Below are 18760 nucleotides of genomic sequence, written 5' to 3'. Positions count from 1 at the left end.
CGATTCCTTAATCTAACATTTATATAAGCAACTACTGTGCCAGAAGCCTTCAAATCTAGAATTTAATTATTTTAATTCCCTTTGAAGTATAGAAAGTGGGATGATATCACCCATTACCATCCCCCTTTTTATTCACCGACTATTTATCTGTCTGTGGTTAAATCCTTAGAAACTTGGTATTTTGCCGCCTTTCTGACGATGGTAGAAGCATTTACCTGTAGTTCTTTAGCCATTTGTCTGGTACTTTGATGTTTGGCATAAACCTTTTCAATTAACTGTTTCTCAACACTTTCTATGGCTTCTTTTAGTGGAATTATGCCGGATACCATAATATAGGAGGAACTAAGACCTACTGTATTATCCCTCATGTGGAAAGGCAGGTCTTCGTTCGTTATGATATCCTTAATGGTAATAACAACCATTCTCTCAATCAGGTTTTCCAACTCTCTGATATTTCCCGGCCAGTCATGTTGCATGATAATATCCACTACTTCCGGGGATATACTCTTGTTTCTATTATATTTGCGATTAAATAACTGCATAAAATGTGCCACCAAGGCAGGTATGTCCTCTTTCCTATCACGCAAGGGTGGTATATGAACCGGCACTACATTTAATCGGTAATAAAGGTCTTCTCGAAACTGCTTTTTCTGCACCATGTCCCAAAGGTCTCGATTCGTGGCGGCTACGATGCGCACATCGACGTTAATATAATTTTTACCTCCCACCCTAATAATTTCCTTGCATTGTATAAAGCGAAGAAGTTTTACCTGTAAGTTTAAGGGCATTTCACCAATCTCATCCAAAAACAAAGTGCCTCCGGAAGCCATTTCAATATATCCTGGTTTACCCTCTTTTTTAGCCCCGGTAAAGGCTCCGCCATCATAACCAAACAACTCTGACTCCAATAAATTCTCGGGAATAGCCCCACAGTTCACCTTAATAAAGGGCTTTTTGGAACGCAAACTATTACTATGAATAATTTCTGCGATTAATTCCTTTCCGGTACCCGACTCACCATTTACTAATACCGTTGAATCAACGGATGCTAATCTAACAACCATATCAATTAGATTTCTCATCTTGGCAGATGTAGCAATAATTTTCTCAGACCCGGCGTACTTTAATTTTAAAGTACGAAGTTCATTTTCATAGTGTTGACTCAGAACTTTAGCCTGTTCCAACTTGTGTTTCAATATATTTAGCTCCGTTATATCCCTTACATTACAGACAACCCTGATTATTTCGCCATCTGTATCCGTTACCGGATTTCCGGTAGTTAGTGTGAGTTTGCCGCTTCTGCTCTTTTGCATCATCGTAATCGATTTCTTTTGTTCCAACACATGGCAGGTTACTGGTTCAGAAATAATACCGTCCTTTTTAATATCCTCGACGCTCCGGCCCAGATATTCATGGAGATCTATACCGGTTAGTTGTCCAAAGGCCTTATTGTAACGTAAAACGATTCCTTGGCCATCTGTTATGAATAATCCATCGTAGGATGATTCGACAATAGCATCTAGTTCTTCATTTAATTCCTTGACATAGCATAGCTCGGTTGACATTTTCTCTATTTCGGATATATCTTGTAAAACTGCCACAGCACCAATAATTTTGCCATCCTTAATCATTGGCGAACGGTTCGAAATAAAGGTACGTTTATTAAATACTACTTTCTTTAGTGTATCAACTTCCCCAGTCTCAATAACATCCATCAGGTCACTGTTTGGAAGTACATCTAATATATGTTTACCTACAGCGTCTTCGGCCTTCACATCAAGAAATTTTTCAGCTGACAAATTCCAGACCTTAATAATTCCCTTATCATCAATTGAAACAATTAAGTTATGGGTAGAATTAATAATTGTATCTAGTTCCAGGGCTATGTTGCGATGCAAATAAAAAAATTTCTTTGCTATATCCCCACGGGTGACGATCCCCACAACCCGTCCCTTTTCATCAATCACGGGTAGTCGGGGTACCGTTGCGTTTATTACATCACTAAACTCATCATCTGGATGACCGGTTAGAAGCTGTCTGGTCATTAAATCTTTCACTTTGGTTTTATTTAGGTCCATACCATTATTGATAACGCGGTAAATATGACTTTTTGTGAAAAGTCCTATTAATTTACCAGTTTTATCCGTCACCGGTGCACCATCAATTTTATTGCCACTAAAAATGGTGACTACCTCACTGACTTTTTGGTTAGGGCTTAAGGTTAAGACAGGCGATGTCATTATTTCCCATACTTTCATGTAGATCACTCCTGGTCAGTGAATTTTTCAAAGGACTATTCTGTCTCTTCCCTCTTGATTTCAAGTTCACTTCGTAAAACTTGGCTTATTTGTGCCCTAAAATAATTTGTCACTACCACAGTTGCCAGTTGCGCCATATAATTTATATTTTACACGTAGCAATTGGTTTGAAAAAGTAAAATTCACAAAATTAATCCAATATTTAGACTAATTTTTTTGTTGAAAATAGTTTTGGGTTGTAAAATGCTCAACCTGTGCGGCAGAACAACAGTCAAACCAAATCCGCAACAGAGTAATTAAATCAAAGTGTTGGCTCTGTGCAACAGCTTTTTCCGAATAGTCAGTAAATAATCGCGGGAAGCAATCACCTTTTGTGTAGAAATAGGTCAGAAATGTTAATTATTTCGTTGTTTTTTAGACCTAAGAAAAAAACAACCGGGTCTATTCAAAAAGATGCAACAGTGGTTACAGATCAGCAGTGTTGCAGCGGTGCCTTTTGGTATCTTCTTATTTTAAGTTAATACTGGCATGAATGTTGCTATTATTTTAGTAAATAAGATTTGATTATGAATACCGAAGGGAGGAGGAAAAACTTAATACTTCTTTTGCTTTACTGTAATATACCATATATTTATACTAGTTAGTATACTTGTCAACACAGGTAGGTATGCAAATTTTGTACGAAATAAAAATAAATGGGAGGGCGTATAATGAGTCAAGAATTAATTACGGAAGCTCGTAATAAAGCAGGTGGTAATTTCAAGGAAGGTTATAACTGTGCAGAAGCCATCTTTTTGGCCTTTCGGGAGTATTTGGCCCCAGAAATAAGCCCGGAAACAGTGAAGCTGATCACTGGTTTTGGCGGTGGCCTGGGACATGCCGGCTGTATGTGTGGCGCTTTAACAGGCTCCATCTTTGCCTTAAATACAGTTAAAGGTAGAACTTCCAAGGAAGAATCACGCAATCCTGCCTACGAAACAGCCCGTGAATTCCATGACCGTTTTCTCCAACAGTTTGGTTCCACCTGCTGCCGGGTATTAAACGAACATCCCTTTGACAGCAAAGAACACCTCAAAAATTGTTTAAAACTCACTGGTAACACAGGTAAATTACTGATGGAGTTCCTTCTTGAAAAAGGCTATTATAAGGCTGGTGAATAACCCTCTGGTTTTAATTGATTAATTATCGGGTGGATCAAAGGATTTGCCCTGAAAGTTTTGCTACGTACTCATCTATATTTTTCCCTGGGCAGTTGCCTGCCCAGGGATTTTTTTATTGCCTCTAAATTATCCACATGATCCCCCTAATGAATTTTCTAGTTGCTTTGGTGAATAATACAAAGGAGCATAACTTTCACTAGGAGAGGGATACATGACTGCTAATATTCGTTGCAGTATTAATAACTGCCACTACTGGGGTCGGGGAAACAGGTGTCACGCCTCAGAAATATTAATTACCTCCGATATAATGGCCCAGAACCTGCCGGACATGGTTGATGCCCCCTATGCAACCCAAGTCACGGAAACTCCGGTAGCAAAATGCATTGAATCCTGTTGTAAGACCTTTGTGCTAAAGACCGACTATGAGCAAAACTTTGATGGGGTTTTCAAGCAATAATACGCCCCGTCTTCAATGTGTTTCGTCATTATCAATCGTACCGGGAGGGAACCTCGTGCAAACCGTTGGCATTGGTGTCAGTGTCCCTAGAAAGGAATCCCAAGACAAGGTTACTGGTATAGCAAAATATAATACCGATTACCTTTCACCAAAATTACTCTATGCCTGGTTGGTAACCAGCCTCTACGCCCATGCAGAAATTAAGTCCATCGATACCTCGGAGGCCTTGCAGGTTTCAGGCGTCCAGGCTGTGATCACCGGCAATTCATATAATCTGCTCTGTGGCTCAATTATTGAGGATCGTCCCCCCCTGGCCAAGGAAAAGGTCCGATATTTTGGTGAACCCCTGGCAGTTGTCATTGCCAATCGTGAGGCAGAGGCAAAGGAGGCTGCGGGTAAGGTAAAAGTTGAATATAACCCCCTGCCGGTGGTCAATTCCCCCAGTGCCGCTTTGGCAACGGGTGCCCCTTTGCTACATGAAAAACTAGCCTTCTATAAAAGGGTAAAGCCAAGTGAAATATTTCCTCTGCCGGGAACCAACATTGCCCAACATATTAAGATCCGCAAGGGTGATCTGGAAAAGGGTTGGCAACAAAGCGAGGTCATTGTGGAATCATCCTTCTCCCTTCCCCAGTCCAACCATATTGCTATGGAACCCAGAAATGCCATTGCCGAGATTAAACCGGACGGTAAAGTAATCATCCATACCTCCACCCAGGCACCCTTTGATGTTCAAAAGATGCTCAGTCTCTATTTTAAACTGGATGAAACGCAAGTTATTGTGCATACTCCCCTGGTGGGAGGAGGATTTGGGGGAAAAACCGCTGTTCAATTGGAAATAATCGCTTACCTTGCTTCCCAGGCAGTGGCTGGCAGGCCCGTTAAACTTGTTGCATCCAGAGAGCAGGATATGACCAGTTCACCCGGTCATTTGGGACTGGATGCCCAGGTGAAAGTGGGGGCAACCAAGGCCGGCATTATCAAAGCGATGGAAATTACCTATCAGGTAGATATTGGTGCCTATGTTGATTCCGGTTCGCAAATGACCCGGGCCATCTCAGCAGATTGTACAGGTCCCTATAAGATCGATCACGTTTGGTGCGATGCCTATAGCGTATATACCAATCATACGTATGTCACGGCCTTTCGAGGTTTTGGTCGTTTATCCTATGTCTTTGCCATTGAAAGAACCTTGGATAAGCTGGCCTTTGCCCTAGGCATGGACCCCTTCGAACTGCGATTAAAGAATGCCTTAACACCGGATGCCACAACCCCAACCATGGTTCGGTTGAATAAAAGCAATCTCGGGGATCTGCCCGCCTGTCTGACCAAAATAAAAGACCTGATCAACTGGGATGAAGGTGTAAGAAGGGAAATTGGCCCTAAAGTTATCGCCAAAGGCATCAGCTGCCTTTGGAAAACTTCCAGCAGCCCGCCCAATGCCGGTTCCGGAGCCATTATCACCATTAATGTGGACGGTACATTGAATTTAAATGTAGGTACGGTGGAAATTGGCTCCGGCTCCAAAACCAGCCTGGCCCAAATCCTGGCCGAAAAGTTAAAAATGGACGTCAGCAAGATCAATGTAGTTATGGAAGTGAATACCGAAATCAGCCCCAAACACTGGAAAACGGTGGCTAGCATGACCAATTTCATGGTTGGCAATGCGGTTTTGGATGCAGCGGAGGATTTAGTACACCAGCTTACTAATATTGCTGGCATCGTCCTGCGCTGCCCCCCAGAAGTGCTTGAGGTTGGCGGTGGCAGGGTCTATTTAAAAGAGGACCCGGACATTTACATCGAAATCAAAGAAATCGGCAATGGCTATCAATACCCCGGGGGCAATTCCATTGGCGGGCAAATCATCGGGCGGGGTAATTTTATCATGCAACACATCGTCAATATGGACAAGGACACAGGTAAAGGTAGACTTGGACCGGCCTGGGCTGTTGGAGCACAGGCGGTGGAGGTGGCGTTTGATCCCGTAAATTACACCTATCAGATACTTAAGGCAGCAACTGTCATTGATGCCGGCAAAGTTCTTAATCCCAAGGGGGCCAGAGGTGTAATTATAGGAGGCATGTGCATGGGCCTGGGCTATGGCAGCAGGGAGCATTGTCTATATGGTGCAGGGGGCAAAAGGGAAAACCCCCAGTTAAGAACCTATCACCTGATGCGGTTTGGGGAAAACCCCACTTATTTGGTAGACTTTGTGGAAACTCCCCATATTATTGCCCCCTACGGCTTACGGGGCATTGCCGAACACGGTATCATTGGAATACCCGCCGCCCTGGCCAATGCTTTGTCTGCCGCTGCACAGGTTGAATTAAACCAGACTCCCCTGACACCGGAAGCCATTTGGCGAGCCAAAAAGGGGGTTAGCCAATGATTCCCTTTGATTTCGAATACCATAAACCCACCTCCCTGGCAGAAGCGATCGAACTTTTTGCGCAGCTTACGGAACAGGGCAAGGAACCTCTGTATTATGGTGGGGGGACGGAAACAATTAGCTTTTCCAGGCTTTACCAGCTCTTCCCCCGGGCCGTCATCGATATAAAAGGAATCCCGGAATGTAACACCCTGGCATATCGGGAAGGTAAGCTAGTGATTGGGGCAGCGGCCACCCTCAGCCAAATCCAGGCATCCAATATGTTTCCCCTGCTAAGCTGGTGCGGCGGGCGGGTGGCTGACCATACCATTCGGAATAAAATTACTCTGGGAGGAAATATTTGTTCCAGGATCCCCTACCGTGAGGCAATATTGGCCCTGCTGGTCAGTGATTGTGAATTAATAATCTGGGGCCAACAGGGTCAAAGAAGGGTCCCTATCGGCCAGGCCTATAACCAAGCCTTGCTTTTGGAACAGGGTGAGCTGCTGGTACAGATTGTCCTGGATCAGGAAATTACTAAAATGCCCTTTGTTAGTATGAAAAAGACCGCTGATGGCCTTGTAAATTACCCCCAGGATAGGATTGGCTACCCTGTTGTATCTGCCGCCGCACTAAAAAAGGATGACCAAATAAGTTTTGCCTTTAGCGGCCTATGCAGTTTTCCCTTCCGGTCAAGGGAACTGGAGACCTTGCTTAATCACCCCAGTCTTTCTTTGCCAGAAAGAGTTAAGCGGGCCGTCCAATGCCTACCCTCAAATATCCTCACTGATATGTCAGGGTCTGCGGCCTACCGTGAATTTGTTTGGCAGAATATGCTTACCGCTATGCTACAAGACCTGGAGGGTTAGGATGCTTAACATCGTCAAAAAGAGTCTCATTGAGCTTAACATTAATGGAGAAAAGAAACTTGTGGTGGCTAGACCTGCCGATACCCTTTTACATGTCCTGCGAGAACAGTTGGGGTTAACCGGGGCCAAACCTAGCTGCAAAAACGGTGACTGTGGGGCTTGTACCGTACTTATTGACGGCAAACCCATCAAATCTTGCCTAATGCTGGCGGCTGAGGCCATCGGGCATGAAATTACTACGGTTGAGGGGCTGAGAAATTCCCCTATTCAGCAGGCCTTTGTGGAAAAGTTTGCTTTCCAATGCGGCTATTGCACCTCGGGTTTTATTATGAACTGCCATGCCCTCTCCGTTCACCAGCCTAATGCCAAGGATGAAACAATCAGGGAGTGGCTGCAATCAAATTTATGTCGTTGTACAGGCTATGAGGAAATAACCGAGGCTATCAAAAGTGTTTTAGCCCAAAAATCTGAATCAGCTCCTTAAAATAATGGGGAGATTCGTGGTCTATGGAATGAGGTGAATAAATGCACATTATTTATTATGATGTTGGCGGGGCCCATTCGGTACAGACAGCCGCAGGTATCCATCTAAATATCCTGCCTCAAGCAGGGACACCGCAACCGGGAGATCTCTTTAAGATGAAAAAGTTTGATAATATCACCAAGTCCGATTACGGTAGGATTATTTTTATTGGCACAGACGAGCAGGGAAATAGGGTTTATACCCTTAGTTGCCAATATGCCAGCCCAATCGTGGTGCCAGCTATCAAGGATATGCATCGGATTGCGGGAGGTAACCCACAGGAGTTACTGCTGGTCAGCACCTTGGGAACCATTAATCTTCTGATGAAAATAGGTGGTTTTACCTCCCGGCGTCTCAAATGGGTTTCTTTCGGACGGCCCATTGTTGTTAAGGGAACCCTACAGGCATATCCCCAAATTGCTAAATTGGTTAAAGAGGTTAAGGCAATGCTGCCTAAACTACAGGAAGAAAAAGCCTGGTCAAACCAGGGAACACCCGTTTTCAAATCCCCCCGGCCTAGGTGGAGTAACTAAGCATGGCTAATAGCAATAAGCCATTAGCCATGCAACAGGTACTCAATGAATGGGCTTCACGGGGATCATTAGCTAAGGAAATACTGGCCGATGTAGCTAAAAGCCAGGAATAGAATTAAACAGGTAAGAATGATTTTAATCACCTTATCCGGCAGGAACTTTTGGATACTGGCACCAACATAAGTACCCAGCAGGCCGCCAACACCAAAGAGTGCCCCCAACAGCCAATCCGGGGTCACAGCGGTCTGGCTGGCGATGCTGGAAGCAGCCAAAATATGATAATAGGTTACACCGGCAATGGAAGTAATAAAAGTACCAGCCATTGCTGCCCCGGCCACTGTATAGATCGGCAAACCCAGCACCGCCACACAGAAGGGGGAAATGAAAGCTCCGCCACCTATACCGTAAATACCACCAATTAAACCAACCACCAGGGAGAGGCTGAAAATAGCCACCGTACTAAAGGAGTAGGTTTCACCCCAAAATTCATACTCAATTTTTTTCCAGGAGATGGATTTCGTTTTGACCACTGCCTCAGCAGGCAAACCGGCTGCTAAACGACTGGCGTTTTCCCCCTTTAGCTTTGCTGCCTGTTCGGCAAACTTTTTCTGCATCATTTTGTTTTGCCCTTTGACCCCCTTATTCCAGCCCAACACCTCTGACAACAGCCTATAACCCAGAAACAGGAGCACCAAGCCCACAAAAAGCTTGAAGGACTTCGGATCTGGCAGATAGAGAATACGTACCCAAGCCCCAAAGAAAACCCCCGGCAGAGTACCGATAACCACCGCCCAGGTCAGCGGCCAAGCCATACGTCCCTCTTTAATATAACGATATAAACCGCCGGGTATGGCCACGATGTTATAAATCAAATTAGTGGGACTTACCGATGGACTTGTGTAATGCAGTGCACTAACCTGAAATGGCAGCAAGAGAAAGGCCCCGGAAACACCGGCAGAAGCAGTTAATGCAGAAACCAAAAAGGCCACCAATGGTGGTATAAAGGGGAGTACATCAACACCGGAAACAGGAAAATGCATAAGGTTTCCCCCTTAAAGCATATTTCAACTAATTAATTGACTCCCCATAAGTGCACGTTGCATATAGGGTTAGAATAATAATATGTTGTGCACAAAATATTGTCAATACCGGCATGTTAAAATTTTCCCAAACTCAAAAACTGAGCAACTCGCTGAGCCGTGCTAAACTCTTTATGGATCTCCATATGACCAAAGGGTAAAATAACAAAATCCGTTAATCCCGCCAGTCGCACAGATTCCACTGTCACCCGGCCATCATTTTCTCCCTTTAGTAAGCGTCCCAGCAGAAGATTATTTTTATTGCCTGCGATGGCACCTATTTCCCCAGGGCATTTGCTTAGACCTGGCAATTTCCTTACCTGGGAACTTTGTAAGGATGCTAGGGTTTTGCAAATGGCAGGCAATACCCCGAAATACTTGCCTGCCAAATCAGCCAGTTCGCTGCCTTGGTTTGGTGTGGCCAATAAAACACTTCTATTTATTTTACTTCCATGCTTTGATTGGGCCAGCCAACTTCTGATCACTAATCCTCCTGTACTATGTCCCACCAGATATATTTTTTCCTGCTCCTTTAGATTTAAAATAAGATCGTTTAAACTATCTTCAAGCACCCACACACTATGCTCCAGCCGTTTATAGGTAAGTGGTAAATTAACCAGCATCCCTTCATATCCCAATATCTCCAGGTTCTTTTTTAAAGGAAGCATATCCCGGCAATCTCTCATAAAGCCGTGTATAAGAACAACTTTATTATTCACCGCTGCACCTTCCTTTCAAAAAGCAAACAGCTTTTACCCGTTGCTCTGAACACTTCCAAGGCTGGAGAGTACTTTGCCTTTATACCATAGGCCCTGCAACCATTGGGAAATCGGGCATCCCAGGTAATATAAAAATGCCTGCACCTTGGGCAGACTGGTTTTTGATCCGTCATCGTGATGCGCCTCTTTCAAGGTTAGATTAGATGAATCTTATTCATCACTTAGATTCTTTTTACCTGCAATTTCTACTCTAAAGAATAGAAAGGCCCCTGGAAACCTGCTTATTGGTACAATGCTTACGGGACAGGTATCCAGGGGCCTACTAACTTTAGGGTTGGTTTTAAGGTTGATCAAGAGGTAGTACGATATTAAAAGTGGTTCCTGCCTTTCGTTTACTCTCTACATTAATTTGACCCCCGTGGCCTTCGACAATCTTCTTAACGATGGCCAGTCCCAAACCCGTGCCGCCCTGGGTTCTGGTGCGGGACTTGTCCCCTTTATAGAAACGCTCCCAAATCATCGACAAATCCTCCGGCGCAATACCCTCACCCGTATCACTTATACGCAGGTACACCTGATTTGCTTTCGTGGTTGCAGACAAGGATATTTTACCTCCGGTGGGGGTATGTCTGATGGCATTGGCCATTAGGTTTATTAACACTCTTTCAATGCGATCACGATTGCATGTAATAAAAGGAAGCTTTTTTTCGATGTTAGCCTCCAGGTAAATACCTTTTTCAATGGCTATTTGGCTGAACTTCCGCTGTACGCCATTGATTATCGCCCCTAAGTCACAGGGTTCTTGATCAAAATTAAAATTCCCCCCTTCCATGCGCTTTAGGTCTAACAATTCATTAACCAACCGTTTTAGGCGATTAATCTCATCCAAAATATTGTGTAAATATTCTTCCCGTTGCTGCTCCGTCTTTGCCAAGCCATCAATCATCGTCTCGGTAAAGCCCTGCATAACTGCCAAGGGGGTTTTTATTTCGTGGGCTACATTGGTTACAAATTCCTGGCGAATTTGCTCCTGCTGGTCCAGTTGGCTAATTTTTTCCTGAAGCCGGGAGGCCAGGGTATTAAGGGAGTTGGCCAACAAACCGATTTCATCATTGGTATCAATATCTATTCGCTGTTGGTAATTGCCACTGGCCATGGCCATGGCCGCCTTATTCATTTTCACCAGAGGTTTAGAAAGAAGTCTTGAAAAAAGCAGACTTAACAAGGCGGCTAAAAGAATACCACCCACAGCCGTGTAGATGGCAAGTCTTTGTAATCTTTTTAACCCTTCTGCCAGTGGTTCCAGGGGAGCATGGATCATGACCGCCCGCTTTATATTGTTTGGGTCTTTAAACGGAATGCCCACGGACAATACATCCGTATGAAAGTAGGGGTTATTTCCTCTTTGTACTACCGTCTGCCCTTGGTATAGTTTCCTTATATCAGCCATTCTCATGGGTCCGTGGTGGTGTCCGTTCCTATGCATGGGCATATTTTTGCCACTCATACCCATTCCTTGGCACTGGGTAATGTTACCCGTTTCATTTAGTATCATCACATTGGCATTATACAGGCTGGCGATGAGTGCCACTTTCTGCTCCAAGGCAACGGGATCTTGCTCCCCTAGGGCAATGTCGGCTACCTTATTGCCCAGGACCCTTAGTTGCTTGGCCTGCTGTTCATAATAAAGGTCTGCCATAAAGCTAGTCTGAGCCGCGCCAGCGGTGCCGATCACCAACAGTACCAAAATGGTCATAATTAGCCAAAGTTTGGTGACAAAATTGTTGATCCTCATGCTACCACCTCAAATTTATAACCCACCCCCCAAACGGTTTTAATATAGGAGGGAACATCATCAACCCTTAGTTTATCCCGAAGACGGTTAATATGGGTATCCACCGTCCTTGCATCGCCGTAGTAGTCAAAACCCCAAACCTCCTCTAAAAGTTGTTCCCGGCTGTAGGAACGTCCGACGGATCGCGCCAATAAAGCCAGTAGGTCAAATTCCTTTGGTGTCAAAGTGATTGGCTTTTCCTTTATAAATACTTCCCGACTAATTAAATCGATACTCAGACCGGGAAACTCTAGAAGATGTCCTTCCTTTACCTGCCTGGTGCCCACCCGGCGCATCACTGCTTTAATGCGGGCCACCAGTTCCCGTGGGCTAAAGGGCTTGCCCATATAATCGTCGGCGCCAAACTCCAAGCCTAAAATTCGGTCCACCTCATCATTTTTGGCCGTCAACATGATGATGGGTACCTTGGAAACCTTGCGGATTTCCCGACACACTGTTATTCCATCCAGCTTGGGCATCATCACATCCAAAACAATGAAATCCCAGGCTTCGGAGCGAAATTTTTCCATGGCTTCCTGACCATCTACTGCTTCCCCCACTTGGTATCCCTCATTGGTTAAATAAATGCCAATTACCTGGCGAATTTTATCTTCATCATCTACCACTAGAACCCGCAACTGATTCATGGTAAAACCCCCTTCATTAAGCCCAGCGGTTTAATGTTTCTATCGTAAAGCTATTCTATACCTCTGTCAAAGGGCGCAAAGAATTATCACAAAAATGTTAAACTTTCGAGAAAGTTTTGTGACATTTATTTATTATGATTAACCTATAGCACGGGCAGTAAAAACAGGTGGTTCTTGAAACTGCCCCACCGATTATACAGAATATAGGAGGAATGCAGATGAAACGTAAAATTTCTGCCGTTATTGTAACCCTGGCCTTAGGAGCCCTGCTGGTGCCTGCTGCTTTCGCTGCGGTTGATAACAATCAAGCGGCACCTACCCAAAACCAGCAATTTTTTAATCAAATGTATGAACAGCAAAAAAACTGGTTGGACAATGCTGTTAAAAACAATCAACTTACCGAGGAACAAGCCAAAGCCTGGAGCCAGCATTTCGACCAAATGAAAGAATTTCACAGCCAAAACGGCATGGGACCTGGCATGATGGGCCGAATGATGGGCAATGACCAAGGAAGATGCCCCGGTTTTAACAACGCCAATGGCAATGGATTTGGCCCCGGCATGATGGGTAATTTCAGATAGCTTTAATGGGGTCTAAATCGAGCTTTATAAGAATTACTTAGGAGAACCCTTTGGCCAAAAGGCCCCTGCGCTTCTCCGTACTCATTTTGAAGTAAGGGAAAGAATGTAGCTTGACAATCCAAGCAAATATATTAACAAAACCCGCTGGTGCAATGCAGCGGGTTTTGTTAATATAATTAATGTCAAACATTTGGACGTAATATTAAGAAGAAAGAATGTCTGCAGTAGAAAGTGAAAAGGGGCGTGGTTCTAATGTTAAGAATATTGCTCATCCTGTTTATGGTGCTGCTTTTTCCCGCAGCATCTTTTGCGGCAGGCTGGAATAATTACTGGGTGAATGGCTGGCATGATGATCATTCCAATTACGATGTCTATAATTTAAGCCCAGCCAATGAGAAGGTAAAAGACCGGACGGTGATTTTGCATAACCTGGATCAGGATGAATGGGTGCTTCTGGAAGAAAGAGTTCAGAGCCTTTGGCAGCCAAATGAGCCAAACGATGTCAAATTTCCCGAAGCCTGGGTCTTGGAGAAAGGGAAGGCATTCAACCCATATGAAAATTATTATTATGACATCGATAATAACCGATTGATCTTAGGAAAACAGTATAACAACTCACCAAATGAAAAGTGGGGTATTCAGTATAATGAATACTATGATTCAAAGAGTAAAATCAAAAGTTTCCTGCTGAAAAACTTGGAGAATGGTACGATCGAAGAATGGTTAACAACGCGAAACAGCACCTGGTATTACTGGCTTCCAGATAATACGGTATTGTTTTGTACATATAGTCAAAATGAGAAGCAGAATGTAATTTATGTCTTTTACCCTGAGACAAAGAAATATGAAAAATTAGTTTCGGGTAGCTTAGATGCTTATGCTAGGGATAAAAATCAAATTCTCTTTACGAAAAATGAACCCACGCGGCAAACCTGGGTTATGGATCTTGCCACCCGAATGGAGAAACAGGAAATGAATAGGACAAGGTTTTATCCTACCCCTGATGATGCGGCAAAAGTACCTCTGCTTCCCGGGGATTTGAATATTGATAGTTTAAGGGTAGTAGCTCCGGAAAAGAGTGTCCAGTATGAACACCAAATCGGGATAGGTGATCAGGTTATTCCCGTACCTTACATTTTCCAAAGAGAAAACCAGGAATTTATTCCGCTGCGTCCTTTAATGGAGCCATTTGATATCAAAATTAACATAAATCAGTTAGACAGTAATGTTAAGGAGTATCAGGTTTCTTACCAGGAAAAGAAGTTTACCCTTTTAGAGGGCGAATATATTAACTATAGATGGCAGTTATTTGTTACTTCGGAAGTGTTAAAGAAAATAGGGCTGCGGGAATTTACGATCAAACCAATAAATTAAGGAGTAAACAAGGGGACGGCAGACTGTGCGATCCGTATTCACACAGTCTGCCGTCCCCTTGTCACCCAACTTCACCACAACTATTAGCCCCGCAACTCTACCCGTCCGTACACCTCTATAGAAGTTTTCTCTCTTTTGGCCGTTGTCGAAGCAAGGCTTGCCATGTTGATAAGGTCAGAAACTGAGTATGTTCTGCTGTCATTGGAATTCGTGAACCACCTCACCCCCCCGGCAACCCCCACGGACCCGCTGACCTTAATCCCCTGGGGCCATTCCTCCAAAGAAAGGGCTTCAATAATGCGTTGTGCAAAATGTTGGGCATCCTCCCAAGGTCTTATGGTTACGATAGCAAACTCATCCCCGCCATAACGGCAAAGACCATCCATATTTTCACGAATTACACCTTTTAATACCTTCGTCGTCTGACACAGAATTGAATCTCCTACTACATGGCCAAACTGCTTATCAATCTTGCCAAAATTATCTAGGTCTAAAAAAATAATAGTAATTTCTTGTACTCTCTGCAAAAATTCCAATGCTTTAACATGTAGAAAATCTGCCCGATTAAGACCTGTAAGACCGTCGATATGCTTTCCTAATTCAGTAATAAGATTGGTTTTTGTTAATAATCCAACGATATATCCGTCTTTAGCCACTGCCAAACGTTCAATACGATACTGTTCCATAAGTTCTTTCGCCTGCCACAGGGAAAAATGAGGTAACGCCACTATAACCTCCTTACTCATAGCATCAGCCACCAAGCGATTCAAATGCGCTCTCCTCACATCCCGGGAGGTAATAATGCCCACAAGTTGTCCATTTTCCAATACGGGTAATCCTCCGATTCTATACTTGTCCATTAAATCAACCGCTAGTTTGACAGAATCGTCCGGAGTAATGGTAATCAATTCTTTTTCCATTATTTGTTCCACACAAATCATTACAAATCTACTCCCCGGTTTACTTGAATCACAATATTAACCTGAGCCTTTAATAACGTATTATCCGATGACATAAGCTCCCCTTCTTCTAGAATAATAGGTAATAACTTTTCTTTGGGAATTAGCTTCATTATAGACTTCCTTAGGACAACTGCTTCAAATACCGGATGATTAATACGAATTATCTCATACTGCTCCGGGGATAGTGCATCAACCATACGACGTACTGCATCCGGTCCTATGGGTGCTTTTTTTCCTACCAACAATACATCCCTCATTGGGGGGAGTTCAAACTCGGATAATCGAATAAAGAGTTCCGCCTTTCGAACAGGTTCGGCCGAACGGGGGGGAATTTCAAAATCACTGGACAATTCTATTATCACCCTTTTTCACTTTATATTAATAGCTATTCTATCTGACCATGCTTTGCATAAGTAAAAATTATAAATATATTTCCTTTCAAATTATCTGTCTAAAATTAAGACTTTTTACCTATTTACCTATATTGATTTCTAACCTTTCCTTATATTTCCTGCTTATCATATTTTTTTTCTAATATTTATATGTATCTATTGCTATTCTACAATCATTCTACCAAAATCAACTGATTCGTTCCAAACTTCAGCCCCGGGTCCCTTATGGTTCTTTTCCTTTTTATCATCCCATTCTGCAACCACTTCCTGCACTTACCTGCTGACAAAATAAAAAACCAGCAGTTATCGTAAACTGTTGGGTTTTCTCTAAAATTACTCTGGCGACGACCTACTCTCTCAGGAGCGTGAGGGTGTACCCCCTCTGGTATCGCCACCAGAAACTTATGCTATTGGGTAGTCTTATGTGTTCTTTGAAAACTAAACTGCTTTGAAGCATTGTGTCTTTTTCTTGGTCAAGGTTAAACACGGGGGGGTTCTCTTGTCTACCCATGTCTATATGTTTAACTATATGATAGTATACCCATACAGTAGCGTGTTGTATATGGCCGATTCTCCGATTTTTATAGGTATACTTGTGGCAGATATCAGTGAATGGGGGAAGTGTGAATGCTGCACATTGAGCATGAAAACCAAAAACCAATCTATCAGCAAATATATGAACAAATAAAACATGATATTCTTATGGGAAATTTGCCTATCGGCACACGGATAATATCCACGAGGGCATTGGCAAGAGAATTACAAATTGGAAGGAATACTGTCGAAAACGCTTACGCGCAACTCGTGCTGGAGGGCTACATTACAAGCGTGGCAAGCTCTGGCTATGTGGTCAACAATTTGCAATTTAATCTTAACCAGAAAGCAACGGATCGATTAACAACCAGTGAGGCGGTGGTGGTTGCTGCCAAGCGTGGGATTGAAAATATCCGGTATAATTTTCAATACGGAAATCTCGATGCTGCGAGTTTTCCGTATAAGCTGTGGAGAAAGTATATGGCTGATGTATTGGATGGACCGGAGGCACAAGAAGTCCACAGCGACTGTGACGTAAAAGGAGACATCGATTTGCGAATCCAACTCATGGAATATTTGTATCACAGCCGTGGAACCAACTGCAAACCGGAACAGCTTGTAATTTGTAGCGGCACACAATCAGCCCTTGAAATTATGATAAAAATATTTCCCTACGCGAAAAAAAAAGTTGCCATGGAGGAGCCCTGCTATAATGGTGCCAGTGTCATCTTCCGAAGTAATGGATTCAATATTTCGCCGATACCAATTTATGAAGATGGGATTGGATTAAACGAGCTTGCCGCATCATCCGCAAAAGTGGTTCACATTGCACCATCTCACCAGTTTCCAATGGGCGCCGTTATGCCAATCCATAAGCGAATCGAAATATTGAACTGGGCACGAGAACATGACAATATCATTATCGAGGATGACTATGATAGCGAGTTTCGCTATAATGGGCGGCCAATTCCATCTCTCCAATCCATTGATCAATATGAACGTGTAATCTATGTTGGCACATTCTCCAAAGCACTTTCTCCCGGCCTTCGGATGGCCTATATGATCTTGCCGATATGGTTGCTACCGGCATATCAAGAGAGGTTTACAGGCTACCAATGTACGGTACCATTGATAGAACAAAAAATTCTGGCCCGGTTTATGGCGGATGGGCATTGGGAAAAGCATATACGGAAGATTTGTTTATCTCAAAAAAAGAAACACGATATTTTGATTGATGCAATCAAACAAAATATCGGAAATAAGGTGCGAATCCATGGTCACCAAGCTGGATTGCATATTCTTCTGGAGTTTTTGGATGGACAGCAGGAAGCTGAACTTGTCCGAAAAGCACTTGAATACAAAATCAAGGTATGTCCTGTATCCCCTTTCTGGCTGAACAAACAGAATTATAGGAATAATGCCCTTGTCTTGGGATATGGCATGATGTCAGAAAAGGATATCCCGAGGGCTGTGGAGATTCTATCTTGGGCTTGGTTCAGTTAATCCAACTGTATCCTATGAAATTATCAAAACCGGCTCTTATAATGGTGACGGTTTTGCAGTATAGTAAAGGAAATAAGGAACCGTATAATAAGGAGGCTATCTTATGCAACACCGCATGAAAACACACCCTTTGACCGAACAACAGATCAACCAGTTGCTTCAACGAGCACAAACCGGCAGCTTGGTGACACTGAATCCAGATGGCACACCGTACAGCACCCCAATCCATTTTGTCTATTGCGGTGATGCCATCTTTGTCCATGGGTTGCCCAAGGGCAAAAAGCTCGACAATATTGCCCACGATTCCAGAGTTGGATTTTCTGTTTATGAAATGGATAAACTGCTGTTGGACCCGCATGGAAAACCATGCGATACCAATACAAAATACGAAAGTGTAATTATTTCCGGTACTGCCAAACTTGTGAACGATATGGAGGAAAAAAGAAATGTGCTGAAAAAAATCGCAGAAAAATATACACCTCATTTGATAAACACTGAAATTCCAAACAATATGGTTAAAGGTACAGCGGTGATACGAATTGCTGTGACAGAAATGACCGGAAAATACTATTTATAGTCAACGCAGAACGTCCATTTGAGAAGCCACGAACTTCTCAAATGCTGTAAGAACCGCGGCATGGTGCGGGTGTTCAAACGCCGCCTTTCGAGACAAAAAGACGTCGTTTTTGTATAAATACAATAAAGCAATCATCCTTACATGTTGTTTCCTAACTTTTGAGCAAAAAATAAGCCCAGGCGTATTGTTAAATAACTCCTGGGCTTTTGTCCCACCGTGTACACAATCTATTGATTGTGCATTTTACGCCTCTATTATCCAAAAACAAAACCCTACAGTCATTATAACTGTAGGGTTTTAAAAATACTCTGGCAACGACCTACTCTCCCAGGAGCGTGAGCTCCAAGTACCATCGGCCCTGAAGGGCTTAACTGCTGTGTTCGGGATGGG

The 18760-nt window shown here is 43.4% G+C and carries 18 protein-coding genes and 1 rRNA gene; 11 read left to right on the top strand and 8 right to left on the bottom strand.

Features of this window, described 5'->3' with window-relative positions; translation table 11 throughout:
• Positions 1–143: 143 nt before the first annotated feature.
• Positions 144–2258 (bottom strand): sigma 54-interacting transcriptional regulator, encoded by a 2115-nt coding sequence (locus tag V6C11_RS07605; protein WP_333530537.1) that lies wholly within the window; start codon positions 2256–2258, stop codon positions 144–146.
• Between the two features lie 710 nt (positions 2259–2968).
• On the opposite strand from V6C11_RS07605, the gene V6C11_RS07600 reads away from it, so the two are divergent.
• The 6 genes from V6C11_RS07600 to V6C11_RS07575 all read left to right on the top strand — a co-directional run bounded on the left by V6C11_RS07600 (position 2969) and on the right by V6C11_RS07575 (position 8168).
• Positions 2969–3418 carry a C-GCAxxG-C-C family (seleno)protein gene (locus V6C11_RS07600; RefSeq protein ID WP_333530536.1) on the top strand — a complete coding sequence of 150 codons (450 nt, stop codon included), beginning with the start codon at positions 2969–2971 and terminating at the stop codon, positions 3416–3418.
• A 211-nt stretch (positions 3419–3629) separates the two neighbouring features.
• Positions 3630–3875, top strand: coding sequence for a DUF1540 domain-containing protein (locus V6C11_RS07595; protein WP_333530535.1), 246 nt, complete (start codon positions 3630–3632; stop codon positions 3873–3875).
• Between the two features lie 55 nt (positions 3876–3930).
• Positions 3931–6264 (top strand): xanthine dehydrogenase family protein molybdopterin-binding subunit, encoded by a 2334-nt coding sequence (locus V6C11_RS07590; RefSeq protein WP_333530534.1) that lies wholly within the window; start codon positions 3931–3933, stop codon positions 6262–6264.
• Positions 6261–7112 carry an FAD binding domain-containing protein gene (locus tag V6C11_RS07585; RefSeq protein WP_333530533.1) on the top strand — a complete coding sequence of 284 codons (852 nt, stop codon included), beginning with the start codon at positions 6261–6263 and terminating at the stop codon, positions 7110–7112. The genes V6C11_RS07590 and V6C11_RS07585 overlap by 4 nt, the downstream gene beginning before the upstream one ends.
• Position 7113: 1 nt before the next feature.
• Complete coding sequence (locus V6C11_RS07580; RefSeq protein WP_333530532.1) at positions 7114–7596, top strand: (2Fe-2S)-binding protein; 483 nt, start codon at positions 7114–7116, stop codon at positions 7594–7596.
• Between the two features lie 41 nt (positions 7597–7637).
• The gene (locus tag V6C11_RS07575) at positions 7638–8168 is read left to right on the top strand and encodes a DUF3189 family protein (protein ID WP_333530531.1); all 531 of its coding nucleotides are present in this window, start codon (positions 7638–7640) and stop codon (positions 8166–8168) included.
• Positions 8169–8236: 68 nt separating this feature from the next.
• Here V6C11_RS07575 and V6C11_RS07570 read toward each other — a convergent pair whose 3' ends face one another.
• The 4 genes from V6C11_RS07570 to V6C11_RS07555 all read right to left on the bottom strand — a co-directional run bounded on the left by V6C11_RS07570 (position 8237) and on the right by V6C11_RS07555 (position 12447).
• On the bottom strand, positions 8237–9208 hold the full coding sequence (locus V6C11_RS07570) for a sulfite exporter TauE/SafE family protein (RefSeq protein ID WP_333530530.1): 972 nt from the start codon (positions 9206–9208) through the stop codon (positions 8237–8239).
• Positions 9209–9324: 116 nt separating this feature from the next.
• Entirely contained in the window at positions 9325–9966 is a 642-nt protein-coding gene (locus tag V6C11_RS07565) for an alpha/beta fold hydrolase (RefSeq protein ID WP_333530529.1), read from the bottom strand.
• Between the two features lie 340 nt (positions 9967–10306).
• Positions 10307–11761 carry a sensor histidine kinase gene (locus V6C11_RS07560; RefSeq protein ID WP_333530528.1) on the bottom strand — a complete coding sequence of 485 codons (1455 nt, stop codon included), beginning with the start codon at positions 11759–11761 and terminating at the stop codon, positions 10307–10309.
• Positions 11758–12447 carry a response regulator transcription factor gene (locus V6C11_RS07555; protein WP_333530527.1) on the bottom strand — a complete coding sequence of 230 codons (690 nt, stop codon included), beginning with the start codon at positions 12445–12447 and terminating at the stop codon, positions 11758–11760. The genes V6C11_RS07560 and V6C11_RS07555 overlap by 4 nt, the downstream gene beginning before the upstream one ends.
• Positions 12448–12665: 218 nt before the next feature.
• On the opposite strand from V6C11_RS07555, the gene V6C11_RS07550 reads away from it, so the two are divergent.
• From V6C11_RS07550 to V6C11_RS07545, 3 genes are all read left to right on the top strand, one after another.
• Positions 12666–13028 carry a hypothetical protein gene (locus tag V6C11_RS07550; RefSeq protein WP_333530526.1) on the top strand — a complete coding sequence of 121 codons (363 nt, stop codon included), beginning with the start codon at positions 12666–12668 and terminating at the stop codon, positions 13026–13028.
• 16 nt (positions 13029–13044) lie between these two features.
• Positions 13045–13137: an iron hydrogenase small subunit gene (locus V6C11_RS18685; RefSeq protein WP_442886052.1), complete on the top strand. Its 93-nt coding sequence runs from the start codon at positions 13045–13047 to the stop codon at positions 13135–13137.
• Between the two features lie 143 nt (positions 13138–13280).
• Positions 13281–14402, top strand: coding sequence for a hypothetical protein (locus tag V6C11_RS07545; protein WP_333530525.1), 1122 nt, complete (start codon positions 13281–13283; stop codon positions 14400–14402).
• 83 nt (positions 14403–14485) lie between these two features.
• On the opposite strand, the gene V6C11_RS07540 is transcribed toward V6C11_RS07545, so the two are convergent.
• A complete protein-coding gene (locus V6C11_RS07540) occupies positions 14486–15343 on the bottom strand; it encodes a CBS domain-containing protein (RefSeq protein ID WP_333530524.1) in 858 nt (285 codons plus the stop codon).
• Positions 15343–15714, bottom strand: coding sequence for a hypothetical protein (locus tag V6C11_RS07535; RefSeq protein ID WP_333530523.1), 372 nt, complete (start codon positions 15712–15714; stop codon positions 15343–15345). Before V6C11_RS07535 ends, V6C11_RS07540 begins: the two co-directional genes overlap by 1 nt.
• Before the next feature lie 669 nt (positions 15715–16383).
• On the opposite strand from V6C11_RS07535, the gene pdxR reads away from it, so the two are divergent.
• Together pdxR and V6C11_RS07525 are read left to right on the top strand one after the other, a co-directional pair.
• Positions 16384–17793 carry a MocR-like pyridoxine biosynthesis transcription factor PdxR gene (pdxR, locus tag V6C11_RS07530; RefSeq protein WP_333530522.1) on the top strand — a complete coding sequence of 470 codons (1410 nt, stop codon included), beginning with the start codon at positions 16384–16386 and terminating at the stop codon, positions 17791–17793.
• A gap of 103 nt (positions 17794–17896) precedes the next feature.
• Positions 17897–18370, top strand: a complete 474-nt coding sequence (locus V6C11_RS07525) for a pyridoxamine 5'-phosphate oxidase family protein (RefSeq protein ID WP_333530521.1) — start codon at positions 17897–17899, stop codon at positions 18368–18370.
• Positions 18371–18676: 306 nt separating this feature from the next.
• Here the strand turns inward: V6C11_RS07525 and rrf are convergent.
• Positions 18677–18760, bottom strand: a 5S ribosomal RNA gene (gene rrf, locus V6C11_RS07520); the annotation flags it as partial.

The sequence above is a fragment of the Desulfotomaculum sp. 1211_IL3151 genome (genome assembly GCF_036763075.1).
Lineage (GTDB): Bacteria > Bacillota > Desulfotomaculia > Desulfotomaculales > Desulfotomaculaceae > Desulfotomaculum.
Note: the sequence above shows the minus strand (reverse complement) of the source record. Positions and strands in the feature narration are given on the sequence as shown.